At 67.5% G+C, this 17,086-nt stretch carries 15 protein-coding genes and 3 tRNA genes; 12 read left to right on the top strand and 6 right to left on the bottom strand.

Annotation, left to right across the window (positions count from 1 at the left end; translation table 11 throughout):
• Positions 1 to 43: 43 nt before the first annotated feature.
• On the top strand, positions 44 to 1,033 hold the full coding sequence (locus tag ACRVY7_RS07415; RefSeq protein ID WP_431816585.1) for a GGDEF domain-containing protein: 990 nt from the start codon (positions 44 to 46) through the stop codon (positions 1,031 to 1,033).
• Positions 1,034 to 1,097: 64 nt separating this feature from the next.
• On the opposite strand, the gene ACRVY7_RS07410 is transcribed toward ACRVY7_RS07415, so the two are convergent.
• The 3 genes from ACRVY7_RS07410 to ACRVY7_RS07400 all read right to left on the bottom strand — a co-directional run bounded on the left by ACRVY7_RS07410 (position 1,098) and on the right by ACRVY7_RS07400 (position 4,319).
• On the bottom strand, positions 1,098 to 2,411 hold the full coding sequence (locus ACRVY7_RS07410; RefSeq protein ID WP_331436190.1) for a saccharopine dehydrogenase family protein: 1,314 nt from the start codon (positions 2,409 to 2,411) through the stop codon (positions 1,098 to 1,100).
• 85 nt (positions 2,412 to 2,496) lie between these two features.
• Complete coding sequence (locus ACRVY7_RS07405) at positions 2,497 to 3,642, bottom strand: AbrB family transcriptional regulator (protein WP_431816584.1); 1,146 nt, start codon at positions 3,640 to 3,642, stop codon at positions 2,497 to 2,499.
• 59 nt (positions 3,643 to 3,701) lie between these two features.
• Positions 3,702 to 4,319 (bottom strand): class I SAM-dependent methyltransferase, encoded by a 618-nt coding sequence (locus ACRVY7_RS07400; RefSeq protein ID WP_431816583.1) that lies wholly within the window; start codon positions 4,317 to 4,319, stop codon positions 3,702 to 3,704.
• 100 nt (positions 4,320 to 4,419) lie between these two features.
• Between ACRVY7_RS07400 and menD the strand changes: the two genes are divergently transcribed.
• The 4 genes from menD to ACRVY7_RS07380 all read left to right on the top strand — a co-directional run bounded on the left by menD (position 4,420) and on the right by ACRVY7_RS07380 (position 8,888).
• Entirely contained in the window at positions 4,420 to 6,117 is a 1,698-nt protein-coding gene (gene menD, locus ACRVY7_RS07395; protein WP_431817053.1) for a 2-succinyl-5-enolpyruvyl-6-hydroxy-3-cyclohexene-1-carboxylic-acid synthase, read from the top strand.
• Positions 6,118 to 6,312: 195 nt separating this feature from the next.
• Positions 6,313 to 7,011 (top strand): hypothetical protein, encoded by a 699-nt coding sequence (locus ACRVY7_RS07390; protein ID WP_431816582.1) that lies wholly within the window; start codon positions 6,313 to 6,315, stop codon positions 7,009 to 7,011.
• Between the two features lie 10 nt (positions 7,012 to 7,021).
• A complete protein-coding gene (locus tag ACRVY7_RS07385; RefSeq protein ID WP_431816581.1) occupies positions 7,022 to 8,179 on the top strand; it encodes a glycosyltransferase family 4 protein in 1,158 nt (385 codons plus the stop codon).
• 13 nt (positions 8,180 to 8,192) lie between these two features.
• Entirely contained in the window at positions 8,193 to 8,888 is a 696-nt protein-coding gene (locus ACRVY7_RS07380) for a demethylmenaquinone methyltransferase (RefSeq protein ID WP_431816580.1), read from the top strand.
• An 810-nt stretch (positions 8,889 to 9,698) separates the two neighbouring features.
• Here the strand turns inward: ACRVY7_RS07380 and ACRVY7_RS07375 are convergent.
• Both ACRVY7_RS07375 and ACRVY7_RS07370 read right to left on the bottom strand, forming a co-directional pair.
• Positions 9,699 to 10,655 carry an oxygenase MpaB family protein gene (locus tag ACRVY7_RS07375; RefSeq protein WP_431816579.1) on the bottom strand — a complete coding sequence of 319 codons (957 nt, stop codon included), beginning with the start codon at positions 10,653 to 10,655 and terminating at the stop codon, positions 9,699 to 9,701.
• Positions 10,656 to 10,770: 115 nt separating this feature from the next.
• On the bottom strand, positions 10,771 to 12,072 hold the full coding sequence (locus ACRVY7_RS07370; protein ID WP_431816578.1) for an FAD-dependent monooxygenase: 1,302 nt from the start codon (positions 12,070 to 12,072) through the stop codon (positions 10,771 to 10,773).
• Between the two features lie 62 nt (positions 12,073 to 12,134).
• On the opposite strand from ACRVY7_RS07370, the gene ACRVY7_RS07365 reads away from it, so the two are divergent.
• Positions 12,135 to 13,148: a polyprenyl synthetase family protein gene (locus tag ACRVY7_RS07365; protein ID WP_270483974.1), complete on the top strand. Its 1,014-nt coding sequence runs from the start codon at positions 12,135 to 12,137 to the stop codon at positions 13,146 to 13,148.
• A gap of 97 nt (positions 13,149 to 13,245) precedes the next feature.
• The gene (gene htpX / locus ACRVY7_RS07360; RefSeq protein WP_005209130.1) at positions 13,246 to 14,100 is read left to right on the top strand and encodes a zinc metalloprotease HtpX; all 855 of its coding nucleotides are present in this window, start codon (positions 13,246 to 13,248) and stop codon (positions 14,098 to 14,100) included.
• 74 nt (positions 14,101 to 14,174) lie between these two features.
• Here the strand turns inward: htpX and ACRVY7_RS07355 are convergent, their stop codons facing one another.
• Entirely contained in the window at positions 14,175 to 14,666 is a 492-nt protein-coding gene (locus ACRVY7_RS07355; RefSeq protein ID WP_049698670.1) for a YajQ family cyclic di-GMP-binding protein, read from the bottom strand.
• Between the two features lie 324 nt (positions 14,667 to 14,990).
• Here ACRVY7_RS07355 and ACRVY7_RS07350 point away from each other — a divergent pair.
• From ACRVY7_RS07350 to ACRVY7_RS07330, 5 genes are all read left to right on the top strand, one after another.
• Positions 14,991 to 15,071: transfer RNA gene (locus tag ACRVY7_RS07350), tRNA-Tyr, on the top strand.
• Positions 15,072 to 15,195: 124 nt separating this feature from the next.
• A tRNA-Thr gene (locus ACRVY7_RS07345) sits at positions 15,196 to 15,268 on the top strand.
• Between the two features lie 76 nt (positions 15,269 to 15,344).
• A tRNA-Met gene (locus tag ACRVY7_RS07340) sits at positions 15,345 to 15,418 on the top strand.
• An 88-nt stretch (positions 15,419 to 15,506) separates the two neighbouring features.
• The gene (gene rpmG / locus ACRVY7_RS07335; protein WP_003929651.1) at positions 15,507 to 15,674 is read left to right on the top strand and encodes a 50S ribosomal protein L33; all 168 of its coding nucleotides are present in this window, start codon (positions 15,507 to 15,509) and stop codon (positions 15,672 to 15,674) included.
• A 293-nt stretch (positions 15,675 to 15,967) separates the two neighbouring features.
• Complete coding sequence (locus tag ACRVY7_RS07330) at positions 15,968 to 17,053, top strand: fused (3R)-hydroxyacyl-ACP dehydratase subunits HadA/HadB (RefSeq protein ID WP_331436185.1); 1,086 nt, start codon at positions 15,968 to 15,970, stop codon at positions 17,051 to 17,053.
• Positions 17,054 to 17,086 lie beyond the last annotated feature (33 nt).

Here is a 17,086-nt window from a genome sequence, read left to right as displayed (position 1 = left end):
GTCCATATCCCAGGGGTCATGAGTACCAGGGAGATTGACAGGCATGGACCGGCATTCGGTGGTCGACGACCGCCTGGCGATCACCGTCGCGCTGGGAGCACTCCTGTTCGCGGTGGTTACGTTCGTGCAGGTCACTCTCGACACAACGCCCGGAGCACGTCCTGCATCATCGGTTGCGGCGGTCACGGCCGTCGTGCTCGGCGTTGCCGCGTGGATGATCTGGCGGCGGCCGGGGGCGATCACGTCGCGCACCGCTCCGGTGCTGGTCACTGCGGCTGCGCTGCTTGTTGCCGCGAATCCTCTCGCTTACGTGCTCTGCACGCACGTCGCCTACCCGTCGATCGGAACGCTGCTGGTCATCGTCGGGATCGGGGCACTCGTCCCGTATCCGCGCATCGCGCTCGCGCTGATCGTCGGGCTAAATGTGGCGGCGCTGCTGTTGGCGTGGCGCTATCCGCAGGCCGCTCCACTGGGCGTCGTAGCCGTGCAGTTGCTCAAGGCTGACGTGCTCGCGCTCGTGATCGCGCTGACCTGGCGACGCACCGAGCGTCGCCTCGGGGCGGCCACCGAGACCATCGCGCATATGGCGGTGACCGACGAGCTGACGGGTCTGCTCAACCGTCGAGGACTGACCGAGCGCGGACAGACCTTTGTCGACGATGCCCTCGCGTCGGGAGACCATGTGATTGTCGCCTTCATCGACGTCAACAACCTCAAGGGCATCAACGACTTTCACGGACATTTCGTCGGTGACAGTCACCTCTCCGGTATCGGCGAGTCGTTCAGGTGGGTGCTCGACGGTGGCGATTTGGCCGCCCGGGTTGGAGGCGACGAGTTCGCGTTGGTTGCGCGCGGCGGACCGGATGAGGTCTCGCAGTTCCGATCGCGTGTCGAACATCTACGTGCACGAGTGCCGCACTTCGGCGTCGCGATCGGCTGGGCGCAGTGTGGACCGGAGGACGCCAGGACGCTGCGCGCCCTGTTCGACGAGGCGGACGGAATGATGCTGCGCCACAAGCGGCGGCTGATCTAGGGGTCGTCGGCGCGGCGGTGCGGTTCTTTGGTCCGTGCAGGTGTTTTGCTGCAGTTGTTTGGCTTCAGTGCAGTTCGGTGACCTCGATGGTCGCGCCCGCGGTGTGGAGTCGGTCGATCAGTGCGTCGCCCATCGCGACGGCGGGTGTGAGAACGCCTGCGCGCGAGGGCAACTGGTGGCGGTTCAGCGCGAGTGTCAGTGCGCTCTCGCCGAGCATGACGGCCGTGGCCTTGTATCCGGGGTCGCCCTTCATCGAGAAGGTGGAGCGGAAGCGTCGACCGGTCGTGGTGCGCGTGTAGGTGCGGATCACGAAATAGCCGTTCTCCCGCGCCTTTTCGCTGGGACCGGAACCCGGTTTCGGAAGCACGCGGTCGAGGAGCGCGCGCGTCGGGGTGAACGACATCGCGCCGAGGAACGCGCCGGACCCGATACCGACGGCGCCCGCGATGACCGTCGACACTCCCGGGACACCGCCGACGGACATGGTCTCGGCGTAGTGGAAGTCCTTGCCGTAAGCGCCGTCGAGGAGTGCGTTGGAGCGTCGAACTATGCGCGTGTTGTGCGAAGCCATGAAGAACGGTGCGAGGGTTCCGCGCAGCGATTCGTCGACCTTGTGCGCGTTGATGATTCCGATGTCGCTCGGCTCCGACGACAGCGCGGCTCGCGGGGTCTGGGCGGGTGCGCCCGAGAGTGCCTGCGGGTTGAGCAGGAGGCGTCGGACGCTGGAATCCTTTGCCTGCTCGGCGATCACGCGCATCGAGTCGATGGTTCCGCCCGAGACGCCGCCGCGCATCGCAGCGACGACCATGGTGGTGTCGGTCATTTCGCCCGCGTCGGCGTCGGTGACTCCGCGATACAGCTCGTAGGCGGCGAGATCGGAAGGGACGGAATCGAATCCGCACGAATGCACGATGCGTGCTCCGGTGGCCTCCGCGATCTCGTGGGCTTTCTGGATGGAGTAGTGCACGAAGGGGACCTCGCCGGTGAGGTCGACGTAGTCGGTGCCCGCGGTGGCCGCGGCGACGACGAGTGCCTCGCCGTAGCGCAGGTACGGCCCGACGGTGGTGCAGATGACGCGCGTGCGGGCGACCATGGCGTCGAGCGATGCGGGCGACGACGAATCGGCGACGATGAGCGGCCAGTTGCGAGCGGCGTCTGGCAGGCGGCGTCGGGTGTCGGCGAGTTTGGTCTCAGAACGCCCCGCTAGCGCGATGCGTGTTCCGGCGGGAGCATGCTCGGCGAGGTAGCGGGCGGTGAGTTCACCGACGAATCCGGTGGCGCCGAAGACGACGACGTCGAATTCGCGGATATCGGGCGCCTCGGACGGGCTCGTCGAGGCTGACGACTGGGTGTTTTCGGGCTGGCTTTCACCGGTCATGAGTTCAATGTATATGCGACTCCGGTCACAGTAACAATGGGCTGCGTCGTCGTGAGGGCGGAGCGTCGCAGGTCAGGTGCGGGTTTCAGGGGGTGAGCCTGCGGGCGGCCGCGCGTGCTGCGAAGGGCGCGACGAACAGCATGAGCAGTACGCGCAGGATCTGGGCCGCGACGACGAATGCGACGTTGGAGCCCGCGGCCGTCGCTGCCGCGAGCACCGCGTAGATACCGCCCGGGGTGGTGGCGAGGTAGCAGTCGAACATCGACTCGCCCGTCCACCAGGAGAGCAGCACGCCGAGCAGCGCGCAGCCGACGCCGATCGCGAGGATCAGCACGACTGCGGCGGGCAGGATACGGCCGATGGCGCGGAGTCGGGGGAGCGTGAACCCGAGGCCCGCCTGCCAGCCGATCACCGCGTATGCGACGGCGAGCAGGACCGAGGGGACGGCGGCGTCGCCTGCGATCCCGGTGAGTTCTGCTGCCGTTGCGAGGGCCATCGGGCCGAGGAGGCCCGCAGCGGGGAGATGGATGAGTTTTCCGAGCGGGAGGCCGACCCCGATGCAGATCGCGAGGAGTGCGACGCCCGCGGCCTGTTCTGTCCAGGTCGGCCGGGCGACAACGACATTCGACGACGACGCGTGGAACACCAGCGACGCGACGAGCGGAATGGTGCTGGTCACGAGCGCGACCCGGACGTACTGGACGACCGCGACGACGCGCTCGTCACCACCGAGATCGCGGGTCAGCGCGACGAGACCCGACGCCCCGCCGGCCACCAGAGCGAGTGAGCCGGTCAGGGCGTCGACCTCGCGGTGCAGGCCGAGGAGCGCGCCGCCCGCGACCGACAGCGCGAGCGTGCCGAGCCCCACGACGAGCACCGGCAGCCAGGCGGAGCCGAGGCCCGAGATGGTCGTCGGATCGGCCATGGTGCCGATGTAGACGCCGACCGTGCCCTGCGCCGCCAACATCGCCGCGCGGGGGACCATCGGCGGGTCGGTGGCGTCGGGTTTGGTGGCTTTGTCGGCGGGTTCTGTTGCGCTGTCGGGGTGTGATGCGGTCGCGGTTTGGGTTCTTGCGTCGGCGGGCGTGCGTGGGCGTGGGGCGTATCCGACGATCGCAAGGAGTGCGGCGACGAGGAGTCCGGCGAACAGCGGCGCGGCGTCGACGTCGATGAGGTCCAGCAGGACACTGACGCCGACCGTGAAGGCGGCGAGCAGGAACCAGCGGGTCATTAGTCGAGCGTAGCGAGAGGGCGATCGGGTGGTCGGGTGGAGCGAGGGTGCGGTTTTGGTCAGGGGGCGGTTGCGCTGCCGAGGCTGAGGGCGGCAAACGGTCGGGGTGCGCCGTGTTGGTAGAACTGGTCGAGTGCGGTGAGGTCGAAACCGTTGTCGGTCAACAGTTTCGGGATGTCGCGGGTGAGGTGACAGCCGCCTGCGGTGCGTTTCTGGATCGGTTCGAGGCGTCGCTGCCAGCGTCGGACAGCGTCGTCGGGCGCGCTGCCGTGTTCGAGAAAGACGACGGTGCCGCCGGGGCGCACGACGCGGGCGATCTCGGCGAGTGCGGCGTCGACGTCGGGGATGGTGCAGAGGGTGAAGGTCGAGAGCGCGGCGTCGAACGTGTCGTTGTCGAAGGGGAGGCGCTGGCCATCGAGTCCGGCGCGGCGGATGGGGACGGGCGAGGCCGTGACGCGCTCGACGGCCATGTTCCACGCGACGTCGGAGGGTTCGATCGCGTCGACGGACGTGACGGCGCCCGGGTAGAGGCCGACGTTGCGGCCCGAGCCGAAGCCGATCTCGACGACGCGGCCAGAGAGTGGCGCGCAGGCGCGGCGTCGAAGTGGGTCGAGCATCGACGACCCGCACGTCACGTTGATGACGCGCGGCAGAACGTGATCGGTGTAGAAGCCCACTTGCCAACCTTCCGTCGAGCCGACGGCACGTATCGGAGATCACTTTAGGTGCGGACATAGGCTGGAGCTCATGAATTCCTCGACAGAGTCGACGAACTCCATGCCTGGCGCGGCGAGTTCCACGCCTGCGGAGGCGGGTGGGCCGAATCCGTCGACGTTGCAGGCGCGGGTGATCGTCGACGAGATGATCCGCGGGGGTGTGCGGGAGGCCGTGCTGTGCCCTGGGTCGCGCAATGCGCCGCTCGCGTATGCGCTGTACCTGGCGGACCGGGAGGGTCGGCTGCGGCTGCACGTGCGGATCGACGAGCGGTCGGCGGGGTTTTTGGCGTTGGGGTTGGCGGTGTCGTCGAGGCAGCCGGTGCCGATCGTGATGACGAGCGGCACAGCCGTCGCCAACATGGGGCCCGCGGTGTTCGAGGCGAACTACGCGCGGGTGCCGCTGGTTGTTGTCAGTGCGAATCGGCCGTATGAGCTGCTGGGATCTGGCGCCAATCAGACCGTCGAGCAGTTCGGGATCTTCGGGACGCAGGTGCGGGCGGCGATCAGCATCGGGCTCGCGGAGGAGGGGCTCGACGCCAACAGTCAGTGGCGTTCGGCCGTCGGGCGTGTGTTGGCGTCTGCGCGTGGTGCGCGGACGGGAAATCCCGGGCCCGTGCAGTTCGACATTCCGCTGCGCGAGCCTCTGGTGCCCGACGTCACGAGTACGTCCGAGGATCTCGGCGCGTTCTCCGGACGACCCGGCGGCGTGCCGTGGACGCAGGCGCCGGTGGCCAAGCTCGACGTCCCGCTGCCGATCGATCTCTCGCTCGACACCGTGGTGATTTCTGGGCACGGGTCGGGTGTGCATCCGGAGTTGGCGGGCGTGCCGACCGTCGCCGAGCCGACCGCGCCGCACGCCGCGACGCCGCTGCACCCGCTCGCGCTGGGGTCGATCAAGCCGCAGCAGGCGATCATCTGCGGGCGTCCGACGCTGCATCGCGGGGTGTCGCGGCTGCTGGCCGATCCGGAGGTGCGCGTCTATGCGCTGACCACGGGGCCGCGCTGGCCGGACGTGTCGGGCAACGTCTACGCGACCGGGACGCGCGCGGAGGTCAGCGGCGAGCCGCGCGAGGAATGGCTCAAGGAGTGCGCCGCCCTGGAGCAGCGCGTGCTGGGAGCTGTCGACGCTGTGCTCGACGAACCGGGGCCGCCGACCGGGCTGCACGTCGCGCGTGTGGTGAGTGCGGCGTTGTCGGCGGGTGATCAGTTCGTGGTCGGGGCGAGTAATCCGATTCGCGACGTCGCGCTGGCGGGCCGGGTGTCCGAAGGTGTGCGCGTGCTGTCGAACCGCGGCGTCGCGGGGATCGACGGGACCAATTCGACGGCGATCGGCGCTGCGCTGGCCGGGGGTGCGGCGTCGACCGTCGCTCTGATGGGCGACCTGACGTTCATCCACGACTCGACCGGGCTGATCATCGGGCCGGGTGAGCCGCGCCCGTCGTCGCTGCGGATCGTCGTGGCGAACGACGACGGCGGTGGGATCTTCGGGCTGCTCGAGCAGGGCGATCCGCGGCTCGACTCCGGCGCGTTGTCGGGGGCGTACGAGCGGGTCTTCGGGACGCCGCACCGCACCGACCTGGCCGCCCTGTGCGCCGGGATGCGGGTGGCGCATCGTCGGGTGTCGCTTTCGGAGCTCGCCGCCGTGTTGGGAGAGGAGCTGCCGGACGACGCCGGGGGCATCGAGGTCGTCGAGGTGGTCACCGACCGCGGCCGACTGCGCGACGTCCACGCCGCCATCGCCGCGCGGGTGGCGGGGTAGGGGCGAGGCCTGGCTTTGGGTCGGGCCGTGCTGCGCGGCTGGGGTGGGGTGGGCGGCCGGCGGTGCGCGCAGAAAAGTGCACCCCTGGGGTGGTCGGGGTGTACCGGTACAGGTCCGCGGCCCACAGGACGTAGTTTTCTGCGCGGGGAGCCGCGCCCGACGGGGGCGTCGGACCCGGCGGTTATCCTGGCAGCCATGAATCCGACCATCCTGCGACGTGTGCAGAAGGTGTTGCTCACGCTCGGGATGGTCGTGACCGCGATGTGCCTTGTGCTCATCGTCGCGTGCTTCCGCAACGACGCGGAGATCGAGAAGCACAAGGCCACGGTCACCGCCGACGTCGTGTACGCCGACCGGCTGCACGCCAACGCGTACTTCCAGACGCCCGACGGCTCGGTGCACAGTCCGCGGCTCGGGCTGCTGTATCCGACGGAGCTGACCGCAGGCCAGCGCATTCGAGTCGACTACAGCACCGCCAACCCCGACCTCGCCAAGCCGACCGGGCGCACCGCTGTGCTGTCGATCGTGCCCGCGGTGTCGGTGGCTGTGCTGGGGTGGATCGTCGTCGGGGCGCTGATGCTCGGCGTCGCGGAGTTCTCCCGACGCTGGGGCCGACGCCGTGCCGCGCTGCGCACCGCGCGCGACGAGGCCGACGCGGGGAGCGCTGGTGCCCAGGCCGACGGTGGTGCGCGGGACGAGGCCGACGCGGAGGGCGCCGGTGCGCAGGCCGACGGCGGTGCGCGGGACGACGACGGTGCACAGAACTCCGGTGCGCAGGCCGAGGCCGACGCGTCTTCGACTGGCGCTGAGTCCAACTCGTCGGCTGCCGAGACTTCACGCGGAGTTTCGAGACCCGACACGTCGGCCGAGGTTGCCGGAAACCTCGGCCGCTGATTCTTGCGGCATGCGCGTCGCAATCGCCGCCGAGAGTTTCCTTCCGCAGGTCAACGGGGTCGTGAACTCGGTTCTCCGGGTCATCGACCACCTCGAACGTCAGGGCCACGAGGCCGTGGTGATCGCTCCCGACTCGGCGCGCGGCGTCGAACGTGGTCCGCGACTAGTGGGTCGGCGCACGCCGGTGCATCTGTTGCCGTCGGTGAAGGTGCCGCGGGTGTCGTCGTTGCCGGTGGGTGTGCCGGCGCCGGTGCTGTATCGGACGGTGCGTGATTTTCAGCCCGACGTCGTGCATCTCGCGTCGCCGTTCGTGGTGGGCGGGGCCGCGGCTGTCGTTGCTCGACGACTCGACATCCCCACGGTCGCGGTGTTCCAGACCGACATCGCGGGTTTTGCCGATGCGTACCGGCTCGGCGTGGCCTCACGCGCGGCGTGGCGCTACACCAAGCGTCTGCACGAGATGTGTGACCGTACGTTGGTTCCGTCGAGTGCGACGCTGGAATCGCTTGGTGCACATGGTGTTCCGCGCCTGTATCGGTGGGGGCGCGGCGTCGACACGCAGTTGTTCAATCCGACTCGGCGCGACGAGGAGCTGCGTCGTGAGTGGATGGGTGATCGGGAGCGTTTGGTCGTCGGATTTGTCGGCCGGTTGGCGCCGGAGAAGCACGTCGAGCGGTTGGCATCGCTCGCGCACGACGACTCGGTGCGGGTGGTGATCGTCGGCGACGGACCGGAGCGCGCGAGGTTGACGCGACTGCTGCCCGACGCGGTGTTCACCGGGGAGTTGCGCGGCGTCGAGTTGGCCCGCGCGTACGCGAGCCTCGACGTGTTCACGCATGCGGGCGAGCACGAGACGTTCTGCCAGGCGATCCAGGAGGCGATGGCCAGCGGGCTGCCGGTCGTCGGGCCGGACGCCGGTGGGCCGCGCGATCTGGTGTCGGCGTGGCGGACGGGGTATCTGCTCGAGCCGGCGTCATACTCGGCGAAGTTGCCCGAGGTGATCGACGTGCTGCGCGACGACACGCATCGCGCGGCGATGGGGCGGGCGGGGCTTGCGGCGGTGCGCGATCGGACCTGGCCTGCGATCTGCGAGCAACTGGTCGGGCACTACCGCGCGGTGATCGCCGGGCAGAGCGGACTGACCGATTCGGAGCTGTTGGCCGGGTAGTAGCGTGGTCGGCATGGCCATCACCGACCGCGCAGGTCTCGACAAGGCGCCTGCCGAGGTCGCCGCGATGTTCGACGGCGTCGCGAAGCGCTACGACATCACGAATACTGTGCTCTCCTTCGCGCAGGATCGTCGGTGGCGCAAAGCGACACGCAAGGCACTGGCGCTGGGCCCGTCGGACGTGGTCCTGGATCTCGCCGCGGGGACCGCGGTCTCGACAGTCGAACTGGGGGAGTCGGGAGCGACGTGCATCGCCGCCGACTTCTCGCTGGGAATGCTGAAGGCGGGCGCCGACCGCGACGTTCCCAAGGTTGCGGCCGACGCGCTGGCGTTGCCGTTTGCTGACGGATCGTTCGACGCCGCGACGATTTCGTTCGGGCTGCGGAACGTGCAGGACGTTCCACTTGCGCTGTCAGAATTGAGCCGTGTGCTGAAAACCGGTGGGCGACTTGCGATCTGCGAGTTCTCGACCCCGACCTTCGGGCCGTTTCGCACCGTGTACATGGAGTACCTGATGAAGGCGCTGCCCGCGGTGGCGACGAAGGTGTCGAGCAATCCGGCGGCGTATGTGTATCTGGCAGAGTCGATTCGGGCGTGGCCGGATCAGTTCGGGCTAGGCGACCTGATCCGCGCCGCGGGGTTCACCGACGTGCGCTGGCAGAACCTGACCGGCGGCATCGCCGCGGTGCACACTGGCCGCAAGGCTTAGCGCGGCCGGGGGTACGTACACAATCGTGACGTGAGCGGGGCGCCGAGGAGATTATTGTCTCGGCGCCCCGCTGACGACCGAGTTGTGTACGCGCGCCGCGGGTGTGGAAGTTCAGAGGGCGTCGAGCAAGGTGTCGCGCGGGCCTCGATCAGCGGGCCAGGTTCGGGCGCGCGCGGGTGCTGGCCTCGTAGATGTGTGTCTTATCGAAAGATGTGGGTGCTGCAGCACACAGATCCTTCGATTCGACACACATTTAGCCGCCGGGCACTGCTCGGCGCAGCTCTTGAGCGACGCGGGGTTCACCGACGTGCGCTGGCTGAACCTGACCAGCGGAATCGCCGCGGTGCACACGGGTCGCAAGGCTTAGGGCGGCCGGGTGCGTACACAATTGTGACGTGAGCGGGGTGCCGAGGAGATTATTGTCTTGCCCCCGCGCTGACGACCGAGTTGTGTACGCGCGCCGCGGGTGTGGCGGTTTGGCGGGCGTCGCACGGGCTCCCGATCAGCGGGCGGGGCACGACGGCGAAACCGCAGCTCCGCTGGTCGAGCGGACGCGAGCGCAGCGAGCACCCAGGTCGAGACCACTGGGCCCGGCGGGGTGATCTCGACAAGCTCGATCAGCGGCGCGGGGCTCGATCAGCGGGTCGGCTCGATCAGCCGGCCGGGCTCGGTCAGCGGGCTGGGGCTCGATCGGCGGGTCGGGTTTGGGTGCGCGCGGGTGCCGGCCTCGTAGATGTGTGTCTTGTCGAAGGTTGTGGGTGCTGCAGCACACAGATCCTTCGATTCGACACACATTTGGCCGCAGGGGCGCTAGGCCGAGCTCTTGTGCGCCACAGGGCATCCCGTGGGGAAGGTGCCGAGGTCCTCGACGCGGTAGCCGTTCGGGTAGCCGCGGACCTCGGCGGTGTCGATGCCGAAAACCGGTTCGGTGCGGGGCGTGGCGAAGTAGCGGATCGCGAGGCCGCGGGCTTTGAGTCCTGCGGCGACGAGTACGCGCTCGGCGCGTGTCGGGTGCGGGTAGTGGAAGGCGTCGAGGAGGGGTTCGTCCATGAGTGCGCGGGCGAGTCGTCGGACGAGCGGGGCGGGAAGGAGTCGGTACGGCATGAAGGTGGTCAGGAGGTCGAGCGTCGAGTCGGCAACGGCGCGGGAGCCTTCGCGGAAGTCGAAGTGCTGTTGCTCGTAGGAGTCCATGAGGGACTCGAACTCGGCGTAGGTGTCGGGAATGTCCTTGATTCCCATGTGCTTTCCGAGTAAGCGGTAGTAGTTGGTGAGCCCGTCGATCTCGCGCTGGCTGAGTGTGCGCCACTCGTAGGCATTGATCCAGCGGGGTGGACAGACGACGAACGTCGCGAGGACGTAGAGCATGTCGTCGTTGGAAATGTCGTAGCGGCCGTGCATCTGGTTGATCCGACGGACCGCCGCGTGCCCCTGGCTGCCCGGAGCGAAACCGTGCTCGACGGGTGCGGACAGGAGTAGCACCGTGTCGTCGTAGCGCTTCTGGGTTTCGTCGGTGAATTGGACTGTCTTGTAGAGCAATTCGCCGATCGACGGCACCGCGTAGGTGCGGAACAGGGCAAAGCTGAGCGCTTGCGTCGTGGCCCAGACGAACTCCTTGCTCGACAGTTCAAGGGCGTACGTGCGCGGATCGTCGGCTGGATCGACGGCGGCGAGTTCGTCGCGGCGACGGTACCGCTCGCGTCGACGCGCGGAGGTGATGCCGGAGAGCCGCGAAGGCAGGGTCCGCAGAGGTGGTGTCCGCAGAGGCATGAGGGGCTCCCTTGTCGTCGACGTTGTGGTGCATGACACATTCTCAATGGAACGTATCACGCAAAACGTCTCAAACCAATGGTCGACGCCTCGACGTGGAGCTACGGGGAAGTATTCAGGCGAACGGAGGCCGGTCGTCGATGCGCGTGGAGACGTGGCCTGCGGCACGCCAGGCGCGGGCGACGAGATCGGCGTCGTCTTCGGTGATGAGGTTGCCCATCACGCGCACGACGAGCGACATCAGCTTTGCCGACCGAATGCCCGGCCGCCCGAGCAGCGGCACGGCGCGAGGGACGGTCAGCACGCCGGCGAGGCGTCGAGCGGCTGAGAACGCCAGACCGTAATGCTCGACGAGGGTCTGCTGCCACTGCACGGTGTGGTCGGGGCTGCCGAGGCGCTGGGCGGCGAGGCGGCCGGTCTCGAGGGCGTAGTCGATGCCCTCGCCGTTGAGCGGATTGACGCATGCGGCGGCGTCGCCGATGAGCATCCAGTTGGGTCCGGACACACCCGTCACCGCGCCACCCATCGGCAGCAGCGCCGACGTGAGTCGAGCGGGTTTCCCGGTGATCTGCCACTCGTCGCCGACCATGCGCGCATAGTGGTCGAGGATGGGACGTAAAGCCATGTGCGCCGGGCGTTTTGACGTCGCCAGCGCACCCACCCCGACGTTCAGCAGGCCGCTCGCAGTGCTGTGTTGATCCGGCCCACTCCCGGTGCTGTGTTGATTCAGATCGCCCCCTGCGCTCCCGAGCGGGAAGAGCCACCCGTAGCCGGGTAGGAGCTCGCCGTCGGGGGCGCGTAGCTCGAGGTGCGACCCCATCCAGTTGTCGTCGGCGCGTGTCGACGGGACGTAGGCGCGCGCTGCGACGCCGAATGCGGTGTCGCGGTGCCACTCTCGGCCGAGCTTCTTGCCGAGCGTCGAGCGCACGCCGTCGGCGACGATGACCTCGCGCACGCGGATCGTGTGCTGTCCTTCCGGACTGTCGACGGTGACCGTCGAGATCCGATCGCCGGACATCTCGACGTCGATGGCCTTGGCGCCCTGGAACATTCGGGCGCCGCGAGTGACGGCGAGTGCGCGCAGCTCGTCGTCGAGTTCCATCCGCGTGATGGCGCTGCCGTACGCGGGGAAGCGGCCGGCCGGCCACGGCACGCGCTGCGTGGCTCCCCAGCCGTGCAGTTCGAGGCCGTCGATGCGGGGGCTGGCGGCAAGGCGGTCGGCGAATCCGAGTTCGATGAGCTCGGCGGTCGCGCGCGGCGTCAGGCCGTCGCCGCATGTCTTGTCGCGGGGGAAGGTGGCGGCGTCGAGGAGGACGACGTCGAGTCCGGCAGCGGCGGCGTGGGCGGCGGCGGCAGACCCGCCCGGTCCCGCGCCGACGACGAGGACGTCGGCGCTCTCGGGGATCTGGCTCGTCACTCGACCAGTATGTGGCCTCCCGGCACGCTCGCCACACGCGCCCACCGACTAGGCTCGGCGGAGTGAAGTCGACTTTCGCGGGTCTGGATCTGGGTTCCGAAGAGTTCGCTGGCATGGTGCGGACATCGTTGGGCCAGGTAGAGGAATTGTTGCTGTCCGAGTTGGCATCCGGCGACGACGTCATGACCGAGGCTGCGAGCCACTTGGCCAAGGCGGGCGGCAAGCGTTTCCGCCCGATGTTCGCGATCCTGGCCGCCCAGTTCGGGCCGCGTCCGGACGCGAGCGAGGTGATCACGGCCGCGACGGTCGTCGAGATGATCCACCTCGCGACGCTCTATCACGACGACGTGATGGACGAGGCGCCAATGCGACGCGGCGCGCAGAGCGCCAATGCGCGGTGGTCCAACAGCATCGCGATCCTCTCCGGCGACTACCTGTTCGCCCGCGCGTCGCGCCTGGTGTCGACGCTGGGGCCCGACCCGGTGCGGATCATCGCCGAGACTTTCGCCGAGCTGGTAACGGGTCAGATGCGCGAGACCATCGGCGCCCGCGACGTCGACCCGATCGATCACTACCTGAAGGTGGTGTGGGAGAAGACCGGTTCGCTCATCGCGGCTGCCGGTCGGTTCGGTGCGATGACCTCCGGTGCAACTTTGGACGACGTCGAGCGGCTCTCCCGACTCGGCGACATCGTCGGCACGGCGTTCCAGCTCTCCGACGACATCATCGATATCCGTTCAGCCACAGGCGATTCGGGCAAAACGCCCGGAACCGACCTGCGTGAGGGTGTGCACACGCTGCCGGTGCTCTACGCATTGGCCGACGACGACGCGGCGTCGAACAGGTTGCGCGAGCTGCTCGTCGTCGACGGTGGTGCCGCGAGGCCGCTGACCGACGACGCCGAGGTTGCCGAGGCGCTCGGCCTGCTCGTCGAGTCGCGTGGCATGACCCAGGCCAACGCGACCCTGCGCGGATACGCAGACGAGGCGGGGCAGGTTCTTGGCGCGCTTCCCGAGGGGCCCGCGCATGCCGCGTTGACGTCGCTGGTCGATTACACGATCGCGCGCACCGGGTAACTCGCCGACGCCACACGGAAACCCAACCGGACCCTGGATCGTTTGAGAAACTGAGAGCCCCGGCATCGCGTCGGCGGCGAGTTCGAACGAGGATCTGATGCGAAACGGTGTGAAGACGGCACTTCTGCTCGGAACGATGTCGGCGTTGATCGTCGCGATCGGTGCCTGTTTCCGGAGTCCGACGATTCTGTGGGGGTCGGTGATCCTTGCGATCGCCGTGAACGGCTACGTGTACTTCAACAGCGCCAAGATGTCGCTGAAGGCGATGCACGCGCAGCCGGTGACGGAGGTCGAGGCACCCGTGATGTACCGGGTGGTGCGCGAGCTCGCGACGCAGGCGCGGCAGCCGATGCCCGCGCTGTACATCAGTCCGACGGAGTCGCCCAACGCCTTTGCGACGGGCCGTAACCCGAAGAACGCGGCGGTGTGCTGCACGGCGGGAATCCTGCGGCTCCTCGACGAACGGGAACTGCGCGCGGTGCTCGGCCACGAGCTCTCGCATGTCTACAACCGTGACATCCTGATCAGCTCGGTCGCGGGTGCGATGGCCGCGATCATCAGTGGTCTGGCGAACTTCGCGATGTTCTTCGGGATGTCGGGTAACCGCAACAACGGACCGAACCCGATCGCGCTGATCCTCATCTCGCTGCTCGGGCCGTTCGCTGCGACGTTGATCAAGCTCGCGGTGTCGAGGTCGCGGGAGTTTCAGGCCGACAAATCGGGTGCCGAACTGACCAACGACCCGTTGGCGCTGGCGTCGGCGCTCGCCAAGATCTCCGGCGGCATCCAGGTGGCGCCGCTACCCCCGCAGCCCGACATCGCCGCGCAGAGCCACGCGATGATCGAGAGCCCGTTCCGCGCCACCGACCGCATGGCCAAGATGTTCTCGACGCACCCGCCGACCGAGGAGCGCATCCGGCGCCTGCAGGAGATGGCGCGGCGGGGGGTCTAGCGGGTCGCCGAGTGAGAATCGACGAGCGCAGCGAGGAGGCTCGGAGCGAGGGCGGGCCCGCGCTTCTGACTAGCTCAGCGGTAGTTGACGAACTGCAGGGCAATGCCGAAGTCCTCACCCTTGAGGAGTGCGATGACGGACTGGAGGTCGTCGCGCTTCTTGCTCGACACGCGTAGTTCGTCGCCCTGGATCTGAGCCTTGACGCCCTTGGGGCCCTCGTCGCGGATCTTCTTGGAGATCTTCTTGGCGTGCTCGGAGTCGATGCCCTGCACGAGGTTGCCGGAGATCTTGTAAGTCTTGCCCGACGACTGGACCTCGCCGGCGTCGAACGCCTTGAGCGAGATGTCGCGGCGGATCAGCTTTTCCTTGAACACATCGAGGGCTGCCTGGGCGCGCTCTTCGGCGTCGGAGGTGATGACGATCGTCTCTTCGCCGGACCAGTCGATGCCGGTGTTGGTGCCGCGGAAGTCGTAGCGCTGCGAGAGTTCCTTCGCGGCCTGGTTGAGGGCGTTGTCGACCTCCTGGCGGTCGATCTTGCTCACCACGTCGAACGATGAATCAGCCATGGATCACAGCGTAGCCCGACGCCGCTCGGGCCCGGGGCGAGTGGGGTGGTCTCGACAAGCTCGACCAGCGAGGAGTAGCTCGACCGGCGGTGGGTGCAGCTCGGGCGGCGGGTGGTCTCGACAAGCTCGACCAGCGGTTGGGGGCTCGACCCGGCGGCGGGCGCTCGACCGGCGGCGGGTGGTCTCGACGAGCCCGACCAGCGAGGAGCAGCGGAGTGCCTCGTGGGGCGTCGTGCTGACCTGCGGGTTTGCGTCGAAGACAGGGGTTCGTTGTATTCTTCTCGGCGTTGTTCTTACGGTCGTGAAGGTCGTGGGAAACAGCACGGCAGATTGCCCGAGCGGCCAATGGGAGCGGACTGTAAATCCGTCGCGAAAGCTACGCAGGTTCGAATCCTGCATCTGCCACAACGAGGTGAACGTCTGGTCGGCGGTCCATCGGAGAGCTGTGAGAGCAGCGATTTGGTGAGCCGCCGCATCGGTGTGTAACCTCGTTAAGGCTCTCCGGACGCCCGCAAGGGCTGCCGGAAACGCCCCCTTAGCTCAGTCGGCAGAGCGTTTCCATGGTAAGGAAAAGGTCGACGGTTCGATTCCGTCAGGGGGCTCGGTAGGACTTGAACGCCCGACGCCGCAACGCCACCGCGAGGACTGCGTCCACGCTGACGGCGTTCATGTCACCATGGCGGTGTAGCTCAGCTGGTTAGAGCGCACGACTCATAATCGTGAGGTCGAGGGATCGAGTCCCTCCACCGCTACACGTAAGGCTTGTCGCGCGGCCCGGGTCGGGCGAGGCGGCGCCTAGTGCTCCGACGACCCAGACCCACCCGAAAGAAGGCGAACCCAGTGGCTTCCTCAACTGACGTCCGGCCCAAGATCACCTTGGCCTGCGAGGTGTGCAAGCACCGCAACTACATCACCAAGAAGAACCGTCGTAACGATCCCGATCGCCTCGAGATCAAGAAGTTCTGCCCGAACTGCGGCAAGCACCAGGCGCACAAAGAGTCGCGCTGATTTGTCGCTGAGGCCGATGGCCCGGAGCGTCGTCGAATGACGGTGTCAAGCAGGTTGTCGGTACGCGATCGGATCGTCGAATCCGGTTTGCGTAGTTCGGCGTTGTGCGTCGTCGCGAGATGCGCACCCACAAGTTTTGTGCAACTGCGGGCTGTCTCACACGAGGCAGCCCGCAGTTGTCGTTCAGATGAACAAGTTCAGTACAGTTGCCAGCGAGTATGCGTCTCGACGATGAGCGGTCAGCCCTCCGTCCGTCGGACGTACAGCCCAGTGCAGCGTGAGGAGTCCAGCCGATGTCACAGATCACCGATAGCGAGATCCAGGAACGGATCGACGCGTTGAAGAACGGTGTGAAACTGACTCCGGAAGAGATCGCGGCGCACACCAAGTCGATGGTCGGTTTCAACTACACGGTCGACGACTACTACGAGGTCGGTCGTGAAGAGATCCGCAAGCATGCTCGTGCGGTGCAGGACGCACATCCCGTCCACTGGGACGAGGCGGCCGCGGCGGAAATGGGTCACGACACCCTGATCGCCGCGCCGACATTTGTCTCGGTGCTCGGGATCATCGCGCAGCGTCGGCTCTTCGAAGACATCGTCACCGGCTACGACCTGTGGCAGATCATGCAGACCGACCAGCGACTGATCTTTCACCAGCCCATCAAGGTGGGCGACCGACTGATCTGCGACGTCTCGCTGGAGTCGTTCCGGCAGATGGGTGGCGCGGACGTGATGGTCACCAAGAACATCATCTGGAATCAGCACGACGAGCCGGTCATGACGACCTTCACCAGCCTTGTCGCGCGGGCTGCCGTCGACGCTGATCCCGAGGTCCTCGACGAGCTCGAGCACGTCATGATGAAGGTCGACAAGGAGCCGACGCTGCCGCGTAGCGTGCACGGACCGTTCGACCGCTACAACGATCCGGACCCGGTCGTTGCGCCGAAGCCGTACTCGGCGATCAACTTCGACGACCTCGAGGTCGGCCAAGAGCTGACCCCGATGACCAAGACCCTCACGCGCGGCAACCTGGTCAACTATGCGGGTGTCGCGGGAGATCCCAACCCGATCCACTTCTCCGACGAGCTGGCCAAGGTCATCGGACTCGAGACTGTGGTCGCGCACGGCATGCAGACGATGGGCCTCGGCGCCAGCTTCATCACCGAGTTCATCGGCGACCCGGCCGCGGTCTACGAGTACAACGTGCGCTTCACCAGCCCGGTGTACGTCTACCCCGACACCTACGCGAACGTCGACTTCACGGGCAAGATCAAGTCGCTCGACCCGGAGACTCGACGCGGCGTGATCAGCATCGTCGCCAAGCAGGGCGACCGCAAGATCTTCGGGCGCGCGCAGGCGCACGTGCAGTTCAACTGACGCTAACGGCCTGGCTGGGTGGTCTCGACAGGC

It is taken from the genome of Gordonia jacobaea (genome assembly GCF_965344965.1).
GTDB classification, from domain to species: domain Bacteria; phylum Actinomycetota; class Actinomycetes; order Mycobacteriales; family Mycobacteriaceae; genus Gordonia; species Gordonia jacobaea.
This window is presented reverse-complemented; position numbering and strand designations above follow the sequence as displayed.